22 protein-coding genes, 1 tRNA gene and 1 other RNA gene are annotated in these 23,446 nt (G+C 70.9%); 16 read left to right on the plus strand and 8 right to left on the minus strand.

All coding sequences use genetic code 11. The annotated features are described in order from the left end of the window. Positions 1–196 precede the first annotated feature (196 nt). Positions 197–832 (plus strand): ribosome hibernation-promoting factor, HPF/YfiA family, encoded by a 636-nt coding sequence (gene hpf, locus AC5L30_RS17130; RefSeq protein WP_494868364.1) that lies wholly within the window; start codon positions 197–199, stop codon positions 830–832. Positions 833–898: 66 nt separating this feature from the next. Here the strand turns inward: hpf and AC5L30_RS17135 are convergent, their stop codons facing one another. Next, positions 899–2,008: a GNAT family N-acetyltransferase gene (locus AC5L30_RS17135; protein ID WP_494868366.1), complete on the minus strand. Its 1,110-nt coding sequence runs from the start codon at positions 2,006–2,008 to the stop codon at positions 899–901. Continuing rightward, complete coding sequence (locus tag AC5L30_RS17140) at positions 2,005–3,156, minus strand: GNAT family N-acetyltransferase (RefSeq protein ID WP_494868368.1); 1,152 nt, start codon at positions 3,154–3,156, stop codon at positions 2,005–2,007. The genes AC5L30_RS17135 and AC5L30_RS17140 overlap by 4 nt, the downstream gene beginning before the upstream one ends. Before the next feature lie 168 nt (positions 3,157–3,324). On the opposite strand from AC5L30_RS17140, the gene secA reads away from it, so the two are divergent. Continuing rightward, on the plus strand, positions 3,325–6,252 hold the full coding sequence (secA, locus tag AC5L30_RS17145; RefSeq protein WP_494868370.1) for a preprotein translocase subunit SecA: 2,928 nt from the start codon (positions 3,325–3,327) through the stop codon (positions 6,250–6,252). Positions 6,253–6,761: 509 nt separating this feature from the next. Here secA and AC5L30_RS17150 read toward each other — a convergent pair. Continuing rightward, positions 6,762–7,355, minus strand: a complete 594-nt coding sequence (locus AC5L30_RS17150) for an Rv3235 family protein (protein WP_494868372.1) — start codon at positions 7,353–7,355, stop codon at positions 6,762–6,764. A gap of 460 nt (positions 7,356–7,815) precedes the next feature. Further along, positions 7,816–8,043 carry a helix-turn-helix domain-containing protein gene (locus AC5L30_RS17155; protein ID WP_130407536.1) on the minus strand — a complete coding sequence of 76 codons (228 nt, stop codon included), beginning with the start codon at positions 8,041–8,043 and terminating at the stop codon, positions 7,816–7,818. 216 nt (positions 8,044–8,259) lie between these two features. Between AC5L30_RS17155 and AC5L30_RS17160 the strand changes: the two genes are divergently transcribed. Further along, positions 8,260–8,769 carry a DUF6912 family protein gene (locus AC5L30_RS17160; RefSeq protein WP_494868374.1) on the plus strand — a complete coding sequence of 170 codons (510 nt, stop codon included), beginning with the start codon at positions 8,260–8,262 and terminating at the stop codon, positions 8,767–8,769. A gap of 25 nt (positions 8,770–8,794) precedes the next feature. Here AC5L30_RS17160 and AC5L30_RS17165 read toward each other — a convergent pair whose 3' ends face one another. After that, entirely contained in the window at positions 8,795–9,943 is a 1,149-nt protein-coding gene (locus tag AC5L30_RS17165) for a hypothetical protein (protein WP_494868376.1), read from the minus strand. A 291-nt stretch (positions 9,944–10,234) separates the two neighbouring features. Between AC5L30_RS17165 and pruA the strand changes: the two genes are divergently transcribed. From pruA to AC5L30_RS17215, 10 genes are all read left to right on the plus strand, one after another. Next, positions 10,235–11,863 (plus strand): L-glutamate gamma-semialdehyde dehydrogenase, encoded by a 1,629-nt coding sequence (gene pruA / locus AC5L30_RS17170; RefSeq protein WP_494868377.1) that lies wholly within the window; start codon positions 10,235–10,237, stop codon positions 11,861–11,863. Between the two features lie 176 nt (positions 11,864–12,039). Beyond that, positions 12,040–12,555: a PadR family transcriptional regulator gene (locus tag AC5L30_RS17175; RefSeq protein WP_030331495.1), complete on the plus strand. Its 516-nt coding sequence runs from the start codon at positions 12,040–12,042 to the stop codon at positions 12,553–12,555. 121 nt (positions 12,556–12,676) lie between these two features. After that, positions 12,677–13,798, plus strand: a complete 1,122-nt coding sequence (prfB, locus tag AC5L30_RS17180) for a peptide chain release factor 2 (RefSeq protein ID WP_363614597.1) — start codon at positions 12,677–12,679, stop codon at positions 13,796–13,798. 118 nt (positions 13,799–13,916) lie between these two features. Beyond that, positions 13,917–14,597 (plus strand): cell division ATP-binding protein FtsE, encoded by a 681-nt coding sequence (gene ftsE, locus AC5L30_RS17185; RefSeq protein ID WP_030331491.1) that lies wholly within the window; start codon positions 13,917–13,919, stop codon positions 14,595–14,597. Positions 14,598–14,664: 67 nt separating this feature from the next. Continuing rightward, a complete protein-coding gene (gene ftsX / locus AC5L30_RS17190) occupies positions 14,665–15,540 on the plus strand; it encodes a permease-like cell division protein FtsX (RefSeq protein WP_238662823.1) in 876 nt (291 codons plus the stop codon). A gap of 217 nt (positions 15,541–15,757) precedes the next feature. Beyond that, entirely contained in the window at positions 15,758–16,237 is a 480-nt protein-coding gene (gene smpB / locus AC5L30_RS17195; RefSeq protein ID WP_494868379.1) for an SsrA-binding protein SmpB, read from the plus strand. Positions 16,238–16,341: 104 nt separating this feature from the next. Further along, positions 16,342–16,717: a transfer-messenger RNA gene (ssrA, locus tag AC5L30_RS17200) on the plus strand. 71 nt (positions 16,718–16,788) lie between these two features. Beyond that, positions 16,789–17,466 carry a hypothetical protein gene (locus AC5L30_RS17205; protein ID WP_494868380.1) on the plus strand — a complete coding sequence of 226 codons (678 nt, stop codon included), beginning with the start codon at positions 16,789–16,791 and terminating at the stop codon, positions 17,464–17,466. 157 nt (positions 17,467–17,623) lie between these two features. Next, positions 17,624–18,133 carry a hypothetical protein gene (locus AC5L30_RS17210; RefSeq protein WP_494868381.1) on the plus strand — a complete coding sequence of 170 codons (510 nt, stop codon included), beginning with the start codon at positions 17,624–17,626 and terminating at the stop codon, positions 18,131–18,133. A gap of 45 nt (positions 18,134–18,178) precedes the next feature. Further along, positions 18,179–19,132: a hypothetical protein gene (locus AC5L30_RS17215; protein WP_494868382.1), complete on the plus strand. Its 954-nt coding sequence runs from the start codon at positions 18,179–18,181 to the stop codon at positions 19,130–19,132. Positions 19,133–19,146: 14 nt separating this feature from the next. Here the strand turns inward: AC5L30_RS17215 and mdlC are convergent, their stop codons facing one another. Further along, positions 19,147–20,742, minus strand: coding sequence for a benzoylformate decarboxylase (gene mdlC, locus AC5L30_RS17220; protein ID WP_494868383.1), 1,596 nt, complete (start codon positions 20,740–20,742; stop codon positions 19,147–19,149). 322 nt (positions 20,743–21,064) lie between these two features. Between mdlC and AC5L30_RS17225 the strand changes: the two genes are divergently transcribed. Both AC5L30_RS17225 and AC5L30_RS17230 read left to right on the plus strand, forming a co-directional pair. Beyond that, positions 21,065–21,655, plus strand: coding sequence for a YqgE/AlgH family protein (locus AC5L30_RS17225; protein WP_112582369.1), 591 nt, complete (start codon positions 21,065–21,067; stop codon positions 21,653–21,655). 88 nt (positions 21,656–21,743) lie between these two features. Then, positions 21,744–21,816, plus strand: a tRNA-Ala gene (locus AC5L30_RS17230). 72 nt (positions 21,817–21,888) lie between these two features. Here the strand turns inward: AC5L30_RS17230 and AC5L30_RS17235 are convergent. Further along, on the minus strand, positions 21,889–22,149 hold the full coding sequence (locus AC5L30_RS17235; RefSeq protein WP_494868384.1) for a YciI family protein: 261 nt from the start codon (positions 22,147–22,149) through the stop codon (positions 21,889–21,891). A 116-nt stretch (positions 22,150–22,265) separates the two neighbouring features. Further along, entirely contained in the window at positions 22,266–22,388 is a 123-nt protein-coding gene (locus AC5L30_RS17240) for a 50S ribosomal protein L36 (RefSeq protein ID WP_030490864.1), read from the minus strand. Positions 22,389–22,512: 124 nt separating this feature from the next. Between AC5L30_RS17240 and AC5L30_RS17245 the strand changes: the two genes are divergently transcribed. Further along, positions 22,513–23,433, plus strand: a complete 921-nt coding sequence (locus tag AC5L30_RS17245; RefSeq protein WP_494868387.1) for a lytic polysaccharide monooxygenase auxiliary activity family 9 protein — start codon at positions 22,513–22,515, stop codon at positions 23,431–23,433. Positions 23,434–23,446 lie beyond the last annotated feature (13 nt).

Here is a 23,446-nt window from a genome sequence, read left to right on the forward strand (position 1 = left end):
TGGGCCGTCTCGGCAACATGGGGTGACTGCCGGGCAAACAAGAGTTAGCGTTTCGCTGTCGGGGGTAGGAGGTCGTTCCAGCCGCCCCTGGCGGTGAGAGGAGGCGTAGCCGTACCAACCGGTCGACGCCAGCGGGTCTCCCCACGGCGCGCGGCCGGGTAACCGGATCGAAGACCGTCCGAACAAGGGAGGTCACGTGGACATCGTGGTCAAGGGCCGAAACGTCGAAGTGCCGGACCATTACCGGGTACACGTAGCCGAGAAACTCGCAAAGATCGAACGCTACGACCACAAACTTATTCGCGTCGATGTCGAGCTGTTTCACGAGCGCAATCCGCGCCAGGCCGACCACTGCCAGCGGGTGGAGATCACCTGCGTTTCCCGAGGCCCGGTGATTCGGGCCGAGGCCTGCACGAACGACTTCTACAGCGCGCTCGACGCGGCCATCGCGAAGCTCGACACCCGGCTGCGCCGCGCGGCCGACCGCCGCCGCGTACACCGGGGTCGGCACGCGCCGATCTCCGTCGCCGAGGCCACCGCGAACCTGCCCGTCGCGGACCTGGTGTCCCCCGCGCTGAGCGCGCCGAGCGACGGCGCCCGCGCCGGCACCGCGGTCGCGGAGCGGGTCGAAGAGGAGCACGACGACCAGCCGTGGCACATCGCTCGGGAGAAGGTGCACCCGGCGGAGCCGATGACCATCGACGACGCGCTGTTCGAGATGGAACTCGTCGGCCACGACTTCTACCTTTTCCAGGACAAGGAGTCCGGCCGCCCCAGCGTCGTCTACCGGCGCCACGCGTACGACTACGGCATCATCTCCCTCGCCACCTGACCGGTAGCCGACCCGCGTCGGTCATGGAGTTGTGGTGGGGAACGCCCACCACAACTCCATGACCGGTCAATGGAGGTCGGCCGGGAGCAGCGCGAACGTCAGGTCGTCCAGGCGGGTGCCGGCCAGCCCGGGCAGCCGGCTACGTTGCAGGGCCTCGCGCTCGAACCCGACCCGCTCCAGCACCCGGTGCGACGCGGTGTTGTCCGGCACCGTGCCGGCCGACAGCCGGGCGATACCGGCCGAGCCGAACGCCCAGCCGGCGAGCAGCCGGACCGCCCGCGTCGCGTACCCCCGCCCCCGCCAGTCGGGCAGCAACGCGTAGCCGACCGACGCCTCGCCAGCGGCCACATCGGTGTACGACAAGCCGCAACTGCCCACGGGCTCCCCGCTGGCCACGTCCGTGATCAGCAGCCGGGCGATCTCGCCGGTCAGCCATCCGCTCTGGGCGAGACGACACCGCCGCTCCATCGCCTCGCGCGTCGGCGGCACCGGCGGCGCCTGGTTCGCCACCACCTCGGGTCGGCTGTGCAGCCGGTACATCAGCGCGGCGTCGTCCGGCGCCAGCGGGCGCAGCGCCACCACCCGGTCGGTGAGCACCCCGCCGGGCAGGTCGGGCAGCAGCCGGGCGGTCGGGCCGGGGGGATCACCGGCGACGCGTACCCAGGCCAGCAGATCGTGGCGACCCGCGCGGGACGCACCGGCCGACCGGCGCAAACCCTCGTAGCGGAAGCCGGCGGCCAGCGCGACCCGCTGGCTCGGGCCGTTCTCCGGTTCGGTGAGCAACTCCAGTCGGGCCGCCCCGGTGGCGAACGCGTGCTCGCTCAGCGCGCGAGTCGCCGCGGTGGTCAGTCCGCGCCCGCGCGCCGCCGGCCGCATCCAGTAGCCGATCTCCAGCTGACCCCGGGCGGGCACCGGGTTGTTCAGCCCCACCGCGCCGAGCAGCCGATCGGTGGTGGGGTCCGCGACGGCGTACGCCGCGCCGCCGCCGGTCCAGGCCGCCGGGGCGCCGACGTCGATCCACCACCGGGCATCGGTCCAGGTGTACGGCGTCGGCAGGTTCGACAGGAATCGTTGAGTCAGCGGGTCGGCGCAGCCGTCGACCACGTCGGCGCTGTCCTCGGGGCGAAACGGGCGCAGTCGCACCCCGTGCGCCTCGACGACCGGCCGCAGAGTCATCCCAACTCCTTGGCGAGAAGCGCCCCGACCCACACGTCCACCCGTTCGCCCCGGTGCTGCACACCGCCCCGGGCGGTCCCCTCGACCAGGAATCCCGCCTTCTCCGCCGCCCGGCGGGAGGCGGTGTTGCCCACATTCGCCTTCCACTCGATCCGAGCCAGGCCCAACGTGCCGAACCCCCAGGCGCTGAGCGCGACCAGCGCGGCGGGCAGGAAGCCCCGGCCCCGGGCCGCCGGTGCGGTCATGAAGCCGACGTCGGCCACGAGCGGGTCGGCGGGGGAGAGCCGCAGGTCGAGCGAGCCCACGTACCGGTCGTCGGAATCGGCGATCACGAAGCAGGCGGCATCCCCCCGCGCCCACACGTCCCGGCTGTGGGCCTGGTAGCCCTGCGCGTCGGCGCGCTCGTACGGGTCCGGCACCGTCGTCCAGCGGATGGTCTCCGGGTCCTGACAGGTGTGCACCACGGCGTCCAGGTCCTGCTCCTCCATCGGCCGCAGACGCAGCTCACCCGCCCCGGTCGTGGCGAACAGGACGGGCTGCGGGCGGCCGAAGACGGCGGCCCGCCGGGCGGCGAGGGTGCCCGGCCCGGCCGGCCCGGTCGACCCGGCGGCGGGCACCTCGCCTGGCAGCAGCGAGCCGATCCAGCCGTCGGCGCCGCCGTGCAGCGCCGGATCGGCCAGCCGCAACCGGCCGTCGATCCGGAAACCGGCCCGGAGCGCCACCAGCCGGGAGGCGTGGTTGCCCACCTCGGCCTGCCAGATGAGCCGGCGAAGCCCACGGATGTCGAAGGACCAGCGGGCAACCGCCCGGGTGGCCCGGACCATCACGCCCCGGCCGCGCGCCCATGGGGCGGTCCAGTAGCCCACCTCACCGGTGCCGGCCTGGTCGATGGAGATCAACCCGCACGAGCCGAGCAGTTCACCGGTGGCCGGGTCGCAGACCGCGAACGGGGCACCGGTGCCCTCCGCCCAGGCCCGCCCGCTCACCTCGGTGACGAAACCGTGAGCGTGTTCCGGCCGATATGGGCGCGGCACGGTCGTCCAGCGCTGAATGTCCGGGTCCTGGCAGGCGCGGTGTACGGCCTCGGCGTCCGCCTCCCGCCAGGGCCGCAGCAGCACGCCGTCCTCGATGATCTCCACGGGCTCCACTCGTGCATCCTGCCGTAGCGTTCGCCGACGGCGTAACCGGATAACGTTTGGAGCGTGCGCAGGGCGCGAGTTATGTCGGGTTCGGCGGGGTCGAGCACCGCCACCAGTGACCATCGGGCCGATGGAGCGCCTACGATGGTTCGAGACTGTCTAGGGGAGCGTTGATCCGTGTCGATTCTGGAAAAGGTCCTTAACGCGGGCGAGGGCCGCATGGTGCGACGGCTCAAGGCCATCGCCGCCGCCGTCAGCTCGATCGAGGACGACTACGTCAACCTCACCGACGAGGAACTGGCCGGCATGACCGAACAGTTCCGGGAGCGGCTCGACGAGGGCGAAACCCTCGATGACCTGCTGCCGGAGGCGTTCGCGGTGGCCCGCGAGGCGGCTGCCAGGGTGCTCGGCCAGCGCCCGTACGACGTCCAGGTGATGGGCGGCGCGGCGCTGCACTTCGGCAACATCGCCGAGATGAAGACCGGTGAGGGCAAGACGCTGACCTCGGTCATGGCCGTCTACCTCAACGCGCTCTCCGGCAAGGGCGTCCACGTGATCACGGTCAACGACTACCTCGCCCAGCGTGACGCGGCGTGGATGGGTCGGGTGCACGAGTTCCTCGGGCTGACCGTCGGCGTGGTGCTGCCCAACCGGCCGGCCAGTGAGCACAAGGCCGCCTACGAGTGCGACATCACCTATGGCACCAACAACGAGTTCGGCTTCGACTACCTGCGCGACAACATGGCCTGGTCGAAGGAGGAGCTGGTCCAGCGCGGCCACAACTTCGCCGTGGTCGACGAGGTCGACTCCATCCTGATCGACGAGGCACGCACCCCGCTGATCATCTCCGGCCCGGCCGAGCACTCGGCCCGCTGGTACGGCGAGTTCGCCGGCGTGGTGGCCCGGCTCCAGCCCGGCACCGACGGCGAGGGCGACTACGAGGTCGACCACTCCAAGCGCACCATCGCGGTGACCGAGCGGGGTGTCGCCAAGGTCGAGGACCGGCTCGGCATCGACAACCTGTACGAGTCGGTCAACACCCCCCTGGTCGGCTACCTCAACAACGCCATCAAGGCCAAGGAGCTCTACAAGCGCGACAAGGACTACATCGTCAGCGACGGTGAGGTCCTGATCGTCGACGAGTTCACCGGTCGCATCCTGCACGGCCGTCGCTACAACGAGGGCATGCACCAGGCGATCGAGGCCAAGGAGGGGGTGGAGATCAAGCAGGAGAACCAGACCCTGGCCACGATCACCCTCCAGAACTACTTCCGCCTCTACGAGAAGCTGTCCGGGATGACCGGTACGGCCCAGACCGAGGCGAGCGAGTTTAACAAGGTCTACAAGGTCGGCGTCGTGACGATCCCGACCCACCGCCCGATGGTTCGCGAGGACCGGCCCGACGTCATCTACAAGACGGAGAAGGCCAAGTTCAACGCGGTCATCGAGGACATCGCCGAGCGGCACCAGATGGGCCAGCCGGTGCTGGTCGGCACCGTCTCGGTGGAAAACTCCGAGATCCTCTCCCAGCTGCTGCGCCGCCGTGGCATCCCGCACAACGTGTTGAACGCCAAGTTCCACGCGCGGGAGGCCGAGATCGTCGCCCAGGCAGGGCGTAAGGGTGCGGTCACCGTGGCCACCAACATGGCCGGCCGCGGCACCGACATCCTGCTCGGCGGCAACCCCGAGTTCCTCGCCGCGAACGAGCTGCGCCAGCGCGGCCTCGACCCGCTGGAGAACGAGGAAGAGTACGCCAAGGCGATGGAAGAGGTCCTTCCCACCTGGAAGCAGGCCTGCGACGCCGAGGCGGAAGAGGTCTCGGCCGCCGGCGGCCTCTACGTGCTGGGCACCGAGCGGCACGAGTCCCGGCGGATCGACAACCAGCTGCGCGGTCGCGCCGGCCGGCAGGGCGACCCGGGCGAGTCCCGTTTCTACCTGTCCCTCCAGGACGAGCTGATGCGGCGGTTCCGGGCCGGAGCGGTCGAGGCGGTGATGGAGCGCTTCAACATCCCGGAGGACGTGCCCATCGAGTCGAAGATGGTCACCCGGCAGATCAAGAGCGCCCAGGCCCAGATCGAGGGCCAGAACGCCGAGATCCGCAAGAACGTGCTCAAGTACGACGAGGTGCTCAACAAGCAGCGCCAGGTCGTCTACGCGGAGCGGCTCCGGGTGCTCAACGGTGAAGACCTCTCCGACCAGGTCCGCAACATGATCGACGACACCGTCGAGGCGTACGTGCGGGGCGCCACCTCCGAGGGCTACGGCGAAGACTGGGACCTCGAGCAGCTCTGGTCCAGCCTCAAGCAGCTCTACCCGGTCGGTTTGACGATCGAGGAGCTGGAGGAGGAGGCCGGCGGCTCCCGAGCCGGCATGGACGCCGACTTCCTGGTCGCCCGCCTCAAGGAGGACGCCAACGCCGCGTACGACCGGCGCGAGGAGCAGCTCGGCACCGAGGGGGTCCGGCAACTGGAGCGGATGGTCCTGCTTCAGGTTATCGACCGTAAGTGGCGCGAGCACCTCTACGAGATGGACTACCTCCAGGAGGGCATCAACCTCCGGGCGTACGCCCAGCGCGACCCGGTGGTGGAATACCAGCGCGAGGGCTTCGACATGTTCGCCACCATGATGGACGGCATCAAGGAGGAGACCGTCGGTTTCCTCTACAACGTCGACGTCCAGGTGACCGAACCGGAGCCGGAGGCGGGGGCCGACGAGGTCACGCTGCTCGACAAGCCGGTGGAGATCCGGGCCAAGGGCCTCAACCAGGCCCCGCGGCGGCAGGGCCTGCAATACTCCGCGCCCACCATCGACGGTGACGCCAGCCCTGGCGCAGTCGCCGTCGAGCAGGCCGAGCAGCAGGCTCCGGCGCTCGGTGTGGGCCGACCGGCTCCGGGTGCCCCGGCGGCACCGGGGCAGAGCGCGCCGTCCGCTCCGCAGCGGCCGGCCTCCGGGCTGCGCGGCCCGGCCGTTCCATCGGCCGCCGCCCGTCGGCCGGCACCGAACCAGGCTGAGGCGAGCAACGGCCCGTCCCGCAACGCGCCGTGCCCGTGTGGCTCGGGCCGCAAGTACAAGCGCTGCCACGGCGCCCCCAACGGCGGCAACTGACCAACAGCGGCTGCACCGAGAGCAACTGACGACAGCGTCTGTACCGACAGCGTCTGACCGACGGGTCCCGGCCGACCAGGCCGGGGCCCGTCGGTGTCTTCCAGCCCTGCCGCCCGGTAGTAGGCCCATCTCGGCGAGTTTCCGCAGGTGATGCGACGCCGCATCCATGGTCATCTCGCCTTCAAGGAAAGCGGGGCATCACCGCAAGTCGGATGGCCCGCTTTCCTGAAACCAGAGTGGATCATCCGGTCTGGCTCGGCCTGCCCCTGGCTCGGCCTGCCCCTGGCTCGGCCTGCCCCTGGCTCGGCCTGCCCCTGGCTCGGCCTGGTCGGGCTCGGCTCCGTCTGGCCCGGTCTGGTCTGGCCTGGCTCGGCTCGCCTGGTCTGGCCTGGCTCGGCTCGCCCTGGCTCGGCCTGGTCTGGCTCGGCCTGGTCTGCCCCCGGGGTGGGGTGGTTGGCCGGGCTCGGGCTGGCTTTGGCGTGGCTGCGTCGCTGACTGGCGATGCGCGGTCAGAGCACGTGGAGGGCGGTGCAGAGCCAGCGGCCCCGACGATGCTCGAGACGCAGTGCCATCGCCCAACTTCGGCCGCCCACGCCGGTGAGGACGGCGGCGGCCTCCACCGCGGCCTCCCGGGGCTCGCAGACACGGAGGCGGAGCAGCCGGACCAGTGGTCGGCCGGTGCGGCGGCGGGATGTCCCGGCGCGACCGGATGCTCGCGCGAGTTCAGTCAGCAGGTCGCCCGCTCGGGCCGGGTCGAGCAGCGCCCGCACCTGGGTTGGTGACCGGTAGCCGTTGACCACCTCCAGGCAGGTGCCGACGAAGCGGTGCGCGGCTCGGGTGGTTTCCGGAGTGGTCGCCGGCGGCAACGACGCGATGGGGTGGGTGGTGGCGGATCGGTTCGGCACCGGGCGCAGGGCGGCTCGCCGCTCCGGCGGCCGGACCGGGTTGGGTCGGGTGGAGGCGAACAGGTCGAGGGCCAGTTGACCGTCGGTGGGCGCCGGCCAGTACGACCCGTCGGTCTCGTCAACGTACGGCGGGTCGAAGGGTGGGACGGGACGCAGCCGCACGGGCGGTCGGGAAGGACCGGGTTGCGTTCCGCTCATCGTGGCCCCCTTGATCTTGCGTTTACCTTCGTTTGCCTCCGACAAGCTCGATTCTGGGCGACGGAACGGCCTCGGTCAATGGCTCCGTGGCAGCCTCAGCCCAAAAAGCGCATGATCCACTCGCGTTCCTTGAAATCGCGGTATCCCGGCGGCCTCAATGCCCCGACTTCCGCAAAACCGAGTGGATCATGCCTGGGCAGGCGGGCCAGGCAGGCAGGCAGGCCAGGCAGCCGGGGCCGAGTGGGCCGGGCGGCCAGGCCGGGCGGCCAGGCCGGGCGGTCAGGCCGAGCGGCCAGGCCGAGCGGGCAGGTCGGATGGGCCAGATCGGGCGGGCAGGCCGAGCGGGCCAGGCGGGTTGGGGGGCCGGGCTGCGCCGAGCGGGGCAGCTCGGGCAGGCCGGGGTAGGTGAGCCGGTAGGGCCGCAGGTTAGGGCTGGCTTCCGGGCAGGCGGGCGGGGCTGCTACTCGGGATCGCGGTCGATCAGCGGGTTGCTCTGCACCCAGTCTGCAGTTTCGTCGTATTTGCGCGCTATGTACTCTTCCAGCCGAGCGCGCTCGACGCGCCACTGGCCGCGCCCGCCGATCTTGATCGCCGGCAGTTCGCCGCTGCGCACCATGTGGTAGACCTGCGAGTCCGACACGTTCAGCTCGGTGGCCACGTCGGAGAGCAGCAGGAACCTTGGCTCCACAGGAAACTCCCGGGGTTGACGTCGTTTGGCTCAGTTTGCCACCGGCAGCCCCGGTCGCCCAGCACCGGACCGGGTCGGTGGCAGGCCGACCGTGCGGGACACACCGGCTGGGAACTTCCTCCGGCCGGAGGCGGGGTGTATGACGGTCACGGCGTGCGGCATGATCTGCGCCCGTGCCGGCGGCCGCCGGTGGAGGACGACGCGGGGAGACGACCGGTGACCGACGAGCTTGTCCGGGTGTACGTGCCGGCGACCGTACCGATGCTGGCCCGGTTGCGCGAGGAAGGGCTGGCCGCCGACCAGGCGCACGCCGTGACCCCGGCGCTGCGCGAGTGGTACGCCGAGGGCGACGAGGAGGAGTTGGAGTACGTCGCATTCACCCGGGCTGCCCAGGACGCCCTGCACCTGCTGCGGGCCGACCCGAGCGCTCCCCGCCGTCGCGTCGTCGTCTCGGTCGACCTGCCGTCGGGTGCTCTTGGGCGCGGTGACGGTGAGCTGGGCTCCAGCACGGTGACGTTGACCGACGCGGTGCCGGTGGGCGCCGTCGCGGCCATCCACGTGGACGGCTTGGACGCGGTCGAGGAGGTCGGTGCGGCGGCCGACGTGGTGGCCGAGGCCGCCGCTGGTGACCCCGACGCCCAGTTCACCGTGGACGGGGCCGAGGACCACGAGCTGGAGTGGTACGACGTGACGGAGCTGGACCAGCTGCTACACCCGGGCGCCTGAGCCGGACGCCGGCCCAGGTCCGGCGTCAGCGGGCCGGGTCCGCCTTGGCGGGATTCGTCTCTGCCCGGTCCGCGTCGAACGCCTCAGCTGCGTCGCCGTCGGATGCCTCGGTCGGGTCCGCGTCGAACGCCTTGGCGTAGCCCGGCTTGTCGTCCTCCGGGTCGACCTGGTCCGCGACCGGGCTCGGGCCGTCGGTCGGTTCGTCGTCGTCGCTGTGGGCCGGGCTGAGCGTGCGACCGAACGCGATGAGCGCGGTCAGCGCCCCCACGAAGAGCACCCAGATGCCGTTGTCCACCCGCGAGGTGCCCAGTGAGGTCTGCGCCACCGCGTCCGCCTCGCTGAGCGCGCTGGCGAGGTCGAGCAGCGACCGGCCGCCGATCCGGATGATCACTTCGGCGAGCAGCAGGAGGAGCCCCGGCCCGGCGCCGGCGAGCAGGTACGCCGGCCAGCGCAGCGCCGGGGCCTCGGAATCGCGACGGAGGGCTCGACGTCGTGCCCAGGTCAGGTAGCCGAAGGCCAGTAGCCCGGCCAGCAGCCCGGCGACGAGCGATTCGGTGCGGGACACCCACTTGGCCGCGTTGATCAACGATTCCTGGCTGTCGCCGGCACCGAAAAGGTCGAACAGCGGGTCCCGGGCGCGGCTGAACGCGACCACGAAGATCAGCGTGCCGAGCGCGGCGGTGACCACCGCACCGATCGCCGGGGCGGTCCGCGCGCCGGCCAGCGCGCCCCCGATGATCGCCGCGGCGGCCGTGGTGCCGGCGACCACGTTGGTGGTGGACGTGTCGAAGTAGGTGAGGTTGATCGCCACGGCGGCGGCGAGCCCGACCAGCATTCCGCCGCCGATCGCCCCGGCGAAGCGCAGGGTGGCCCAGTCGCCGTACCGGCGGGCCAGCAGGTTGCCACCGGCCAGCGCGACGGCCGCCCCGGCCACCAGCGCGGCCGAGATCACGCCGGGCAGGGCGAACGCGGAGAGGCTGATCGCGGTGACCCCGGCCGCCGCCGAGGTGATGGCCTCCCGGGTGGACCAGAGCATGGCGGCCAGCCACCCGAGCGCCAGCAGCGCGAGCACTGCGGCGCCGGGGGCGGGCAGCGGCCGACTGCCGGCGCTGGCCGCGTCGACCGCCGGTTCGTCCGACTCAGCGGCCGGGACGCGGCCGGGCTGCTTGGTCATCGTCTCCCCTTCGAGGCGGCAGGTCACCGACCATTCAGGGTACGCGGGCCCGCTGGGCTGCCTCTCGCCCCGGGACGGCGGGACGGATCGAGACCGGTCGGTAAGGGGAGGAGGGGTGGGGCGGTCCTTGGCGCAGGGCGGTGGCGGAGGTGGGTCGCGCGGCCCGTCATGGGAGAATCACGGGAGGTCCCGCCGCTGCTCGGCCTCCCGTGCGGCGTCCGGTGTCCGGCCGTCCGGTCGGTGCCCGCGGGTCCGGTTTCGCCACTGCTGTCGAGATCGCCAGGAGCCTTGATGGATGCCGTGTTCTCCGTTCCCGAGCCGCGCAACGAGCCGGTTCGCAACTACGAGCCGGGCAGCCCCGACCGGGACCGGCTCCAGCGGCGGCTGACCGAACTCGCCGCCGAGCGCATCGACCTGCCGATGACCATCGGCGGTGAGCAGCGGATGGCCGGCGGCGACCCGATCAACGTGGTGCAGCCGCACAAGCACGCCCACGTGCTGGGGGTGACCGGGCACGCCACCCACGACGACGCGCGCGCCGCCACCAAGGCGGCCAAGGACGCCGCGCCGATGTGGCGGGCGCTGCCCTTCGAGGAGCGCGCCGCGATCTTCCTGCGCGCCGCCGAGTTGCTCGCCGGCCCCTGGCGCGACACCCTCAACGCCGCCACCATGCTCGGCCAGTCGAAGACCGCGATTCAGGCGGAGATCGACGCGGCGTGCGAGTTCATCGACTTCCTGCGGTTCAACGTGCACTTCGCGCGTCGCCTGCTGGAGGAGCAGCCGGCGTCCTCGCCCGGCGTCTGGAACCGCTTCGACCACCGCCCGCTGGAGGGCTTCGTCTACGCGGTCACCCCGTTCAACTTCACCGCCATCGCCGGCAACCTGCCGTCGGCGCCGGCCCTGCTGGGCAACACGGTGGTCTGGAAGCCGGGCCCGACCCAGCAGTTCGCCGCGCACTTCACCATGCGGCTGTTCGAGGCCGCCGGCCTGCCGCCCGGCGTGATCAACATGGTCACCGGCCGGGGCGAGGAGGTCTCCGATGTCGTGCTCGCCGACCCGGAGCTGGCCGGCATCCACTTCACCGGCTCGACGAAGGTCTTCCAGCAGTTGTGGCGGACCGTCGGCGACAACATCGCCCGTTACCGGGGCTACCCGCGCCTGGTCGGCGAGACCGGCGGCAAGGACTTCGTCGTCGCCCACACCAGCGCTGACGTGGACGCGCTGCACACCGCGCTGATCCGGGGCGCGTACGAGTACCAGGGCCAGAAGTGCTCGGCGGCGTCGCGGGCGTACGTGCCGCGCTCGATCTGGGAGGGTGGGCTACGGGACCGGCTGGCCGCCACCACCGACTCGCTGACCTACGGTGACGTGGCCGACTTCAGCAACTTCGGCGGTGCCGTGATCGACGACAAGGCGTTCGCCCGGCACACCGCCGCGCTGGAGCTGATCGGCGGCGACGACAGCTGCCGGGTGCTGGCCGGTGGCACCGCCGACGACTCGGTCGGCTACTTCGTGCGACCGACGCTCTTCGAGTGCGGCGACGCCGCCCACGAGACCTTCACCACCGAGTACTTCGGGCCGATCCTGGGCGTGCACGTGTTCGACGACGCCCGTTTCGACGAGGTGGTCGCGCAGGCGGAGTCGATCGCCCCGTACGCGCTGACCGGCTCGGTGTTCGCCACCGACCGCCGGGTCGTCGAGTCGGTCGGCGAACGTATGCGGTACGCGGCCGGCAACTTCTACATCAACGACAAGCCCACCGGGGCGGTGGTCGGGCAGCAGCCCTTCGGCGGCGCCCGCGCCAGCGGCACCAACGACAAGGCCGGCTCCTGGCTCAACCTGGTCCGCTGGATCTCCCCGCGGACGATCAAGGAGACCTTCGTGCCGCCGACCGACCACACGTACCCCCACATGGGCTGACCGGCGACGACCCGCCGGCGGCGCGCGTGGCGCCGCCGGCGGACGCCCGGAATGTCACTATCCATCGATAGTCCTCAACGGACAGTCTGCCGCCGACAGTGCACTTAGGAAGTCCTGTTGGGTGGCAAACCGGCAAATCCTGGACGTCGGGTGCGCAAAGTGGCAGCGTAGTGGGCATGGCGGATTCCGGAGTCAACCCTACGGCGGCGGCCCTGCTCGGCCTCCTCCATGAGGGCCCGATGACAGGCGGTCAGTTGATGGCCGCCGCTGAGCGCCGTCTGGCGCCGTACTGGTCGATGACCCGCAGTCAGGTGTACCGCGAGTTGCCGGTGCTGGCTGAGCGGGGTTTTGTGCGACTCGGCAAGCCGGGTCCGCGGATGAGCCAGCCATACGCGCTCACCGCCAGCGGAAAACGGACGTTTTCCCGCTGGCTCGCGGAGAACCCTGGGCGGGACACCATCCGTAACCCGATAGCGCTCCGGATGGCGTTCGGCAACCTGCACTCCGCCAGCCAGCTGAAGAGCCTGTACGCCTCGGCCAACGAATACCACACCGAGGCCCTCGCCCAGGTCCGGGAGCAGGTGAAGAACGCCAAACGGGACGGCGAGACGTACGACGCCAGCGCGCTGGAGTTCGCCGTCGCCTACCACCGGGCTGCCCTGTCGTGGCTGAAGTCCGCCCCCGTCGGGTGACGATCAGCGGGTTCGCGCATAGGGAACGAGCTGCTCCGCGTCCGAAGGCCCAGGGCCGATTTGGCGCCGACCTGCGGGGCTCGCAAGCTCACTCCTCGTCCGCGCAGTACGCTTGTCTGTCGTGACCGCTGCCGATTACGCCGAACAGCTCAAGGAACTCGACGCGACCCTGCGAAACATCGAGGCCGTCCTCAACATCGACCGTCTGCACGAGGACAAGGCCCGCCTTGAGCAGGAGGCCTCCGCCCCCGATCTGTGGGACGACCAGGCCAAGGCCCAGCAGGTGACCTCGCAGCTGTCGTACGTCAACGGCGAGATCAGCAAGCTGGGCAGCCTGCGGTCCGGCCTCGACGACGCCCAGGTGCTGCTGGAGCTGGCCGAGGCCGAGGCCGACCCGGGCGTGCTGACCGAGGTCGAGTCGGAGATCACCGGGCTGACCAAGGCCATCCAGGAGATGGAGGTCCGCACCCTGCTCTCCGGCGAGTACGACTCGCGGGAGGCGCTGGTCGCCATCCGGGCCGGCGCGGGTGGCGTGGACGCCGCGGACTTCGCCGAGATGCTGCTGCGGATGTACCTGCGCTGGGCGGAGCGGCACGGCTACCCGACCGAGGTCTACGAGACCTCGTACGCCGAGGAGGCGGGCCTGAAGTCGGCCACCTTCGCGGTCAAGGTGCCGTACGCGTACGGCACGCTCAGCGTCGAGTCGGGCACCCACCGGCTGGTCCGGATCAGCCCGTTCGACAACCAGGGCCGTCGGCAGACCAGCTTCGCGGGCGTCGAGGTCCTGCCGGTCACCGAGCAGACCGACCACATCGACATCCCGGAGAACGAGGTACGGGTCGACGTCTACCGCTCCTCCGGCCCGGGTGGGCAGAGCGTCAACACCACCGACTCGGCGGTGCGGCTGACCCACATCCCGACCGGCATCGTGGTGACCTGCCAGAACGAGAAGTCCCAGCTACAGAACAAAGCCTCCGCGCTGCGGGTGCTTCAGGCCCGGCTGTTGGAGCGCAAGCGCCAGGAGGAGCAGGCCAAGCTCGAAGGGCTCAAGGAGAACGCGGCCGGCTCGTGGGGCGACCAGATGCGCTCCTACGTCCTGCACCCGTATCAGATGGTGAAGGATCTCCGAACTGAGCAGGAGACCGGCAATCCGAGCGCGGTCTTCGACGGCGAGTTGGACGGTTTCATCGAGGCCGGCATCCGTTGGCGCAAGCAGCGGCAGCTCGCCGGCGACGGTGCGTGACGGGGCGCGGGCGGAGCGCGTCGTCGATCTCCAGGTAGAAGCCTGATTCGACGACTCGCGCCGGATCGGCGGGGCGTGGGGCTTGGCTCAGTTGTTACACCGCGTAGACTCACCACCCGTGATTCAGCTTGAGCAAGTGACGAAGACGTACCCGAAGGCGTCCCGGCCTTCGCTCGACAACGTGTCCGTCTCGATCGAGAAGGGCGAGTTCGTCTTCTTCATCGGTCCATCCGGCTCCGGCAAGTCCACGATCATCAAAATGCTGCTGCACGAGGTGGCCCCCAACAAGGGTCGCGTCGTCGTCAACGGCAAGGACGTCACGTCGATGCGCTCCTGGAAGCGACCCCACTTCCGGCGTTCGATCGGCTGTGTCTTCCAGGACTTCCGGCTGCTGCCCAACCGCACCGCCTACGAGAACGTGGCGTTCGCCCTCGAGGTGATCGGCAAGACCAAGGCGGTTGCCCGCCGGGTCGTGCCGGAGGTGCTGGAGCTGGTCGGGCTCGGTGGCAAGGAGCACCGCTACCCGCACGAGCTCTCCGGTGGTGAGCAGCAGCGGGTCGCCGTCGCCCGGGCGTTCGTGAATCGTCCGCTGATCCTGCTGGCGGACGAGCCCACCGGAAACCTGGACCCGGACACCTCGATCGAGATCATGCGTCTGCTGGACCGGATCAATCGCACCGGCACGACCGTCGTGATGGTCACGCACGACTCCAACATCGTGAACCAGATGCGCCGCCGCGTCGTTGAGATTGAGAGCGGTCGCATCGTGCGTGACCAGGCCCGCGGCGTCTACGGGTGAGCCGGCGCTCCACCCCTGCGCAGCCTGACGACGAACACCTCATGCCGGAGACCCGGAGGAAATCCCGATGCGCGTGAAATACGTCCTGTCCGAGGTACTGGTCGGACTGTGGCGCAACGTGACCATGTCCATCGCGATGATCATCACGATGGCGGTCTCGCTGACCATGCTCGGCGCCAGCGGTCTCATGTACCGCCAGGTCGACGACATGAAGGACCTCTACTACAAGAACATCGAAGTCTCGATCTTCTTGACCCAGGAGGTGACCGAGCAGGAGCGCACCGACCTGCAGACCAAGCTCGACAGCGACCCCCTGGTCAAGGACGTCCTCTACGTCAACAAGGACGAGGCGTACAAGCGCTTCAAGGAGATGTACCAGGACGCGCCGGACCTGGTGAACGCCGTGAAGCCCGACCAGCTGCCCGAGGCGTTCCGGCTCAAGCTGAACAACCCGGAGCAGTACAAGGACGTCTACGACCAGTACAAGGACACGGCGGGCGTCGAGGAGATCATCGACCAGAGTCGACTGCTCGACAAGATCTTCAACATTCTCACCTCGATCCAGAACATCGCCCTGGCCGCTGCCGTCGTGATGGCGATCGCCGCCCTGCTGCTGGTCGCGAACACCATTCAGGTGGCCGCGTACAGCAAGCGGCGTGAGGTGGCGGTCATGAAGCTGGTCGGCGCGTCCAACTGGTTCATCCAGGCGCCGTTCGTGCTGGAGGCCGTGGTGGCCGGCCTGATCGGTTCACTGCTCGGTCTGGTCGCCCTGGTCGCGGCGAAGTATCTGCTCTTCGACGGGTCGTTGAGCGCGTTGCAGGGTCTGCTCTCGCCGATCACCTGGGGCGACATCCTGTTCATCTTCCCGTTGATGGCCGGCGTCGGTGGTCTGGTCAGCGCGGGCACCGCCTGGATCACCCTGCGCTTCTACCTGCGGGTCTAGGCACCGTACGGGTCGTCCCGTCGTCTCCCGAGGACCCTCCCGCGGCCGGAAATAAACGGCGCGGGAGGGTCCTTGTCAATGAGGCTTATTCGGGCGGCCCTGACGATGGCACGGCCTGCTCGGCGGCGAGAGCCTGAATAAGCCTCATTCGGGTAGCATGATCGGTTGTCCGGCCGGGGTGAACCCGGCCACGGACCAAGGGGAGGGGGTGGCACCGATGCCACGGGAAAAGGGGCGCAAGGTGGTCGCCTCCAACAAGAAGGCGCGTCACGACTACGCCATCTTCGACACGTACGAGGCGGGCATGGCGCTGACCGGCACCGAGGTCAAGTCGCTGCGGGCCGGGCGCGCGTCACTTGTCGACGCGTTCGGGCAGGAACGTGACGGCGAGTTGTTCCTGCACGCGATGCACATCCCGGAGTACACCCAGGGCACCTGGACCAACCATGAGCCCCGGCGTACCCGCAAGCTGCTGCTCAACCGGGCCGAGATCGACAAGCTCCTCGGCAAGACCCGCGAGGGCGGTTTCACCATCGTCCCGTTGCAGGTCTACTTCTCGGACGGCTGGGCCAAGGTCGAGATCGCCCTGGCCAAGGGTAAGAAGTCGTACGACAAGCGGCAGGACCTCGCCAAGCGGGACGCGGACCGGGAGATCGCCCGGGTGTCGGGTCGACGCGGCAAGGGCATGGACGACTAGTTCATCCTGTTTGTCCGGGTCGGCGTGCCGGCCCGGGGCTCGGGATGAAAGCTGTTGCGCCAGGCGTTAGTCTTGTCAGTGCCGCCACATCGGCGGCCTGTCGAGGGGGTGACTGGTTTCGACTTCGTACGCAGCGACAGGGGAAGCGAGCCGAGGAAGCCGACGTCGTCTCGAGAATCGGTCGTCGGAAACTTATAAGCGCCAAGAACAATCGCGCTGACTTCGCTCTCGCCGCCTGAGGCGAGTAGCTAAGTCTGTCGGCCTGGGAACGCCTTCGTCCCAGTAGCCGGCATCAGCTAGGAGGCTGGCCAATCGGACCCGGTCGCGGGGTCCGTGCGGCGAGATTAATCAGCGACTGGGCCCGTCACACCAACTTGCTCGCGTGAGCGGTGGGGCCGAGTAGAGGCACAGCGAGCTGCGCTCGGAGAAGCCCTGACAAACCGGCGAAGGACCCGGGTTCGATTCCCGGCACCTCCACCACCTCGAACGAAGCGCCCCGGCCCACCAGCCGGGGCGCTTCGTTGTGTCGAGAGGGTCTTACGCTGCCCCCTGTGACCAACCAGGAGCTGCGCCTGTCGGTCGGCGCGTCGCCCGGCCAGCGCGTCGTGGCGGTGGTGGCCGGCGTCCTGCTCACGGCCGTCGGCGCGGCGTTCGTGGCGCTGCCCCTCGTCGCCGACGGGCTGTTGCGCCGGCTGACCGGCCCGGGTGACGCGTTCGCCTCCTATGAGGAGGCTCGCGACCTGCCCCCGGGGCTGCTGCCGCCCGCGCTGCGCGACTCCGCCGACCCGAACCAGTCCGGCCCCAGCCCGTTCATCGGCCTGTGTGGCCTGCCCTTCGTCCTGCTCGGCCTCTACCTGGTGCTGCGGGTGCTGCGTACGGCCGCCTGGCTGGACGGCAGCCGGGTGCGGGTACGCGGTGCGCTGCGCACCCGCACCGTCGACCTCGCCACCGCCCGGATCGAGTCCCGCGTGGCGTCGTATCGCGAGGCGGACGACGACGGCCCGGCCAGCGGACCGCAGACGCGGGCCTTCTTCGCGACCGACCCGGGGAGTACGCGGGGGGTCACCATCCCACTGCGCGGCATGGGGCTGCCCAGCCTGCCGCCGTCCGAGCTGCGGGCGCTGGCCGAGGCCATCACGAGCGGTCGACCGGGTGACGGGCCGGACACCGACGCGCAGGCCGTCGCCGACCACCTGCACCGCCAGGCAGCGCGTCCGGTAACCGACTGACAGGGGCGCCCGTCCCATCGGATCTGGGCGGCACCAGTGCGGCTGGTGGGGTCGGTGGGCCGAACGGGGCAGATGAGACGACCCAGGGCCCTGGACAGGGCGGGCCGGGCGGCCTCACCATCGCGGTATGGGGTAGCAGCGCCGTGCGGGAGGTGCCATGGTCACCGGTCCGGTCCAGCAGCCGTCACTCGTCGCCCGACCGCGCGTCGCGCATCCGGCCGGGCTCCCCGCCGATCCACATTCCATCGGTTTACCCGGCGAGCCGCGTCCGGCCGGCCTCGCCGGTGACGTGCACGCCCTCGGCCGGGCCGTCGCCGTCGCCAGCACCGAGCCGCGCTGGCGCGAGGATGTCCTCCTTCGGCTGCGTCCGGTGCGCCAGGGCTTCGCCGAGCACGTCCGGGCCACCGAGGGTCCCACCGGCCTCTACCGGGAGTTGCTCACCCAGTCGCCGCGACTGGACCACGGCGTGCGCCTGCTGACCCGGGAGCACGTCGCGATCGTCGCCGCGATCCTGGCCGTGCAGCAGATCGCCGAGCAGCCCGAGGCGCACCCCGACGAGCTGCGGCATCGGGCCGGGCACCTGCTGCGGAGGTTGGCCCGGCACCGGCGGCGCGGCGCCGATCTGCTCTGGGAGGCGTACCAGACGGATCTGGGTGGCGAGACCTGAGCCCGGGTCGGGAACCGGCCGGGCGGCGGACACGTCGAACCGGACATGCGTCGAATGGCCCTGCTGCTCGTACTCCCGTTGCTGCTCACGGCGGGCTGTGCCGCGACGGACGCCGGTCCGGCCGGCGGCCCGCGTAGCCCCACGCACGCCCCGGAGGCGTTCGACCAGCGGGCCGGTCAGGTCGCGGCGGCGTGGCGACCCGGCCCCGACTGGCGCACCGGCTACGTGCCGTTGGAGGGGCCGACCCTGCTCACCGGTGACCCGGGCTTCACCCCCGACACCGAGGCGGCCTTCCGAGCCGGGTGGTACCGCGCGCAGGTCGGGATACCGCCCACCCGGGTCGGCGGCGAGATCGAATTCCCGGACGGACGGCTGACGCTGCCGTTGGTCAGCGCCGCCGAGGCGTACCGGCAGCTCGATCAGGGTGACCCGTTGCCCTGCCCGGGGCGGCTGAAGCGGCCCGGCCGGCCCACCCCCGGCGGGCCCACCGTCGAACCAGGGCCCGACGGGTGGGCCACGAGCAGCACGCAGACCGCCTGTCTCCCGCTCACCGTCACCGGGGTCACGTTCGGCGCCGTGCCGGTCCGCACGAGCCGAGGTGTGGCTCAGGTCCCCGCCTGGCTGTTCACCATCAAGGAGCTGGCCACCCCGGTGGTCCGGCTCGCCGTCGCGCCCACGGCGGTCACCCCCGTCCCCGAGCCCACCGCGCCGGCCCAGCCGCTGCCGGACGGGTTGGTGGCGGCCCAGGACCTGGCGGCCGTCGACGGCGCCCGGCTGACCGTGCGGCTCGGTGTCGGCGCGTGCGACACCGGGATCACCCCGTTGGTGTGGGAACGGCCGGACGTCGTGGTGGTCGGTGGTGGCGTCACCCGGGCCACCGGCGAATGTATCGCCCTGCTGAAGCTGGAGCCGGTCACCATCACCCTCGCGGCGCCGCTGGGCGCCCGGCCGGTGCTGGACGTGTTCACCGGCGCCCCACTGTCGATCGCGTCGCGCTGAACGGGGCGACCGGTTCAGAGGAGGCTGGGCACGTCGGTGCTGATCGGCACCGGCAACACCGTGGGACGGTCGGCGCGCAGCCCGGTGGCGAGCGCCGCGCCGAGCTGTTCGGGGGTCTCCACCACCTCCGTGGCACAGCCGTAGCCGGCCGCGATCGCGATGATGTCCAACCCCGGCAGATCCAGACCGGGCACCCCGGGGGTGTGCTTCAGCTCGGCGAACGCCTTGAGGATCGCGTACTGCTGGTTGACCGGGACGACGACCACCACCGGCAGTGCCAGGCGGGCGGCCGTCCAGAGTGCCTGCACCGAGTAGTGGAAGGAGCCGTCGCCGACCACCGCCACCACGGGGCGGCCGCGCCCGGTGTCCCGCTCGGCCAGCGCGACGCCGATCGCCGCCGGCAGGCCGTAGCCGAGGCCGCCGCTGGCCATCGTGAAGTACGACGCCGGGCGGGTGATCCGCAGCTGACGACGCAGCGCGGACAGATTGGATGGTGACTCCTGGACCAGTACGCCGTCGGACGGCCAGTGCGCGGCCAGCGCGGCGAACAGGGCGTCGGCGCTCAGTGGGGTGCTGACCTCCGGCGAGGGCGGTGCGTCCCGCCGTGCGGGTGCCGGCCGGTCGCTCGACGGCACCCGTTCGACCAGCGCGGCCAGGGCCAGCCCAGGGTCACTGAGCAGGCTGTCACCGACCGGGGCTCGCGCGGCCTCGTCCGGGTCGTCCGTGACGTGCAGCAGACGGGCGCCGTCGGGCAGGTGCCCGCCCGGCACGTACGGGTAGTAGCGGAACACCGGGGCGCCGATGACCAGCACCGTGTCGTGTCCGCGCAGCGCCTCGGCGAGCGGACCGATCGCGTACGGCAGCACGCCGCGGAAGTGCGGATGGTCCTCGGGGAACACCGCCCGCTCGGGGGCGGGTGCCGACCAGACCGGCGCGGCGAGCCGCTCGGCCAGCGCTACCGCCGTCGACCAGCTCGCGGAGCGGTCCACCCCCGGCCCGTATACGAGCGCCGGGTTGCGGCTGCCGGCCAGCACCCGGACGAACTCGTCCAACCGCTCGGGGTCCGGCGCGAACCGGGTGGCCACCGTTCGCGGCGCGGGCGGCGGGTCGGCCGGCTGGGCCCAGTCGTCCATCGGCAGGGAGAGGAAGACCGGCCCCGCCGGTGGCTGCACCGCCGTCGCGTACGCCCGCAGCATCGCCCCGGGGATGTCCTGCGCCCGGGCCGGCTCGTAGGCCCACTTCACGTAGGGCTGCGGAAGCTCGGTGGGTCGGCGGCTGGCCAGCCGGGGTTCCAGCAGCAGCATCTCCCGGGTCTGCTGGCCGGCGGTGACGATCAGCGGGGTCTTGTTGTGCCAGGCGGTGACCAGGTTGCCCATGCCGTTGCCGGTGCCCGGGGCGGTGTGCAGGTTGACGTGGGCGGGCGCTCCGCCGGCCTGGGCGTAGCCGTCGGCCATCGCGACCGCCGTCGCCTCGTGCAGCGCGTGAACGTAGTGGAAGTCGGTGGGGAAGTCCTGGAGGAACGTCTCCTCGGTAGAGCCGGGGTTGCCGAAGACAGTGGTCATACCGAGGGTGCGGAGCACGTCGTACGTCGCGTCTCGGACAGTTGCCATCGCCACCCGCCTCCGTGTCGCGGGCAGGGGCAACCACGGCCGCCCTCCCGATCAGCCGAATCTATCGGGATGTGACGGACCTTTCGGGCGTTTCTCGGCCGTCGGTGGTCTGGATCCGTCGATCACCGGGAGGTCTGTCGTCGGGCGCAACGGCCCTTCGTCTTAACTGTCCGATCACCCGCCGGTCAGACCTTAGCCAGCACCCAGGACGCAGGCTATGGTGCCAGGCATGGCGTTGACAGCGCGGCTGAACCCGATGCGCCGGGCGGATCCGGTCGATGACCGGCCCCCGGCGCGGGCTCACGGTTGACGGGTGTGTGGCATGCAGGGAGAGGGCCAGGCGATCGGCGGACGAGCGATGGAGTCGATGACCGGGCGGCTGCTGGTCGCGACTCCGGCGCTCAAGGACCCGAACTTCGACCGTACGGTGGTACTGCTGGTCGCCCACGAGCCGGGCGGCGCGCTCGGCGTGGTGCTGAACCGGGCCACCGAGGTGCCGGTGGCCGAGGTGCTCGGTGACTGGAGCGACCTGGCCCGCCACCCGGCGGTGCTCTTCGAGGGCGGCCCGGTGCAGCCCGACTCGGCCATCTGCCTCGCCCGGATGCGACACCCGATGCGCCGGGTGAAGGGCTTCCACCAGGTTTCCGGGGCGGTCGGCACGATCGACCTCTCGGTCGACCCGGAGCGGCTGCGGGAGAGCATCGGCGGCATCCGGGTCTTCGCCGGCTACTCCGGCTGGGGCAGCGGCCAGTTGGAGCAGGAGATCGCCGACGGCTCCTGGTTCGTGCTGGACGGGCTGCCCGGGGACGCCTTCGTCGACCGGCCCGACGACCTGTGGCCGATGGTGCTGCGCCGGCAGGGCGGAATGATGGCCGCCGTCGCGCACTTCCCGCCGGACGTGGCGCTGAACTGACCCGGCTCGGCGGGGGACCCCGCGAGATGACCATGCGAGCCGGTCTGTGTATAGTTTCCCAGTGCCCGGGCGACCGGGACAACAGCAAGGGGCCGTGGCGCAGCTGGTAGCGCACCACACTGGCAGTGTGGGGGTCAGGGGTTCGAGTCCCCTCGGCTCCACCCTTGAGAAACGCCCTGGCCGGGATGATTCGGCCGGGGCGTTTCGCTGTTGGGGCATCGTCGATGCTCTGGCTACCGAACGATCGGTGACCACTCCCGCTGGCTGGCGATCGTCACCCCGGGGGTGCGGTAGTAGGGATCCGCGGCGACGATCGCGGCGAACGCCTCGGCGTCCGGGACGTCGAAGATCAGTAGTGCTCCGGAGTCGTCGGCGAACGGCCCGGCCATGACCAGCCGGCCCTCCTGGTGCAGGGCCTGGAGACGCTCCCGGTGCGCCGGTCGGGCGGCGAGCCGGTCGGGTTCGTCGCCGAAGGACAACTCCAAGATGAACACCCGTTCCTCCTCCTCAACGCGGCTTCCCAAACACCCTAGTTGAGACTTACGCAAAACGCCCCGACCGGATGACCCGGTCAGGGCGCTGGCGACTAGATGTCCGTTAATGGGCTGGATCAGCCCTGACGGCTCTTCCACTGCGGGTTGGCGCGGTTCACCACGACCACCCGGCCGCGACGGCGGACCACCACCGAACCCGGCTTCTGCTTCAGCGCACGCAACGAGCTACGTACCTTCATCTCTGCCTCCTCGGTGCAAGCGGTTCCGAGTATCGAAACGCCACACCCACCCGCCGGATTCCCGGCCGGCCAGCGTCGAACCTTTGCCGCCTCCCAGCCGTACCAGTGGGCGGAGGTCATCCTCATGCCCGTACGCCGGCTCCTCGCCACGGTGCTGGTCGCTGCCGCGACCGTGCCCCTGGCCGCCACGCCCGCCGCCGCCCACGGTGCCCCAACCGACCCGGTCAGTCGCGCGGCGGCCTGCGGCCCCGAGGGCCGGTACGCGGCCACCAGCGCCTGCCGGGCGGCGATCCAGGCCGGCGCGGCGGTCCGCGAATGGGACAACGTACGGGTCGCCGCGATCAACGGGCGAGACCGGGAACGGATCCCGGACGGTGAACTGTGCAGCGGCGGGCTGTCCGCGTACCGGGGGCTGGACCTGCCCCGCACCGACTGGCCGAGCACCGAGCTGACCGCCGGCGCGAAGTTCACCTTCCGGTACCGGACCACCATCGAGCACCGGGGCACCTTCCGGCTCTACGTCACCACGCCCGACTACGACCCCCGCAAGAAGCTGACCTGGGCGGATCTGGAGTCGCGCCCGTTCCTGACGCTGACCGACCCGCCGGTGCGCGCCGGGGCGTACCAGTTGGCGGGCCGGCTGCCGGCGGGCCGCAGCGGCCGACACCTGATCTACACGATCTGGCAGAACTCCAACACCCCGGACACCTACTACTCCTGCTCGGACGTGGTGTTCCGCAGCGCCAAGGCCACCGCAACCCCGGCGAAGGCCGCCGCGACGAAGAGCGCGGCGGCTGCTCCGCGTACCGCGGCGAGTGGGCCGCCCGCCAGCGAGCCGGTGGTGGCGGCGGCGGCCGACCCGGGCGTGCCGGTGGCGTCGGTGACCAACCTCGGCGGCCGGTGGCCGGTGCTGGCCGGGGCCGCCGCCGTGCTGGTCCTGGTGCTGTTGATCGGCGCCGGACGGCGACGCCGCCGCGCCGCCGCACCGGTGGGCCGGCAGTGCGAGGTGCGCAACCACCGGGCCGGGCGACGCCGGATCTGGTGATCTGGCACCGCCC

Source organism: Micromonospora sp. BQ32, from assembly GCF_059358895.1.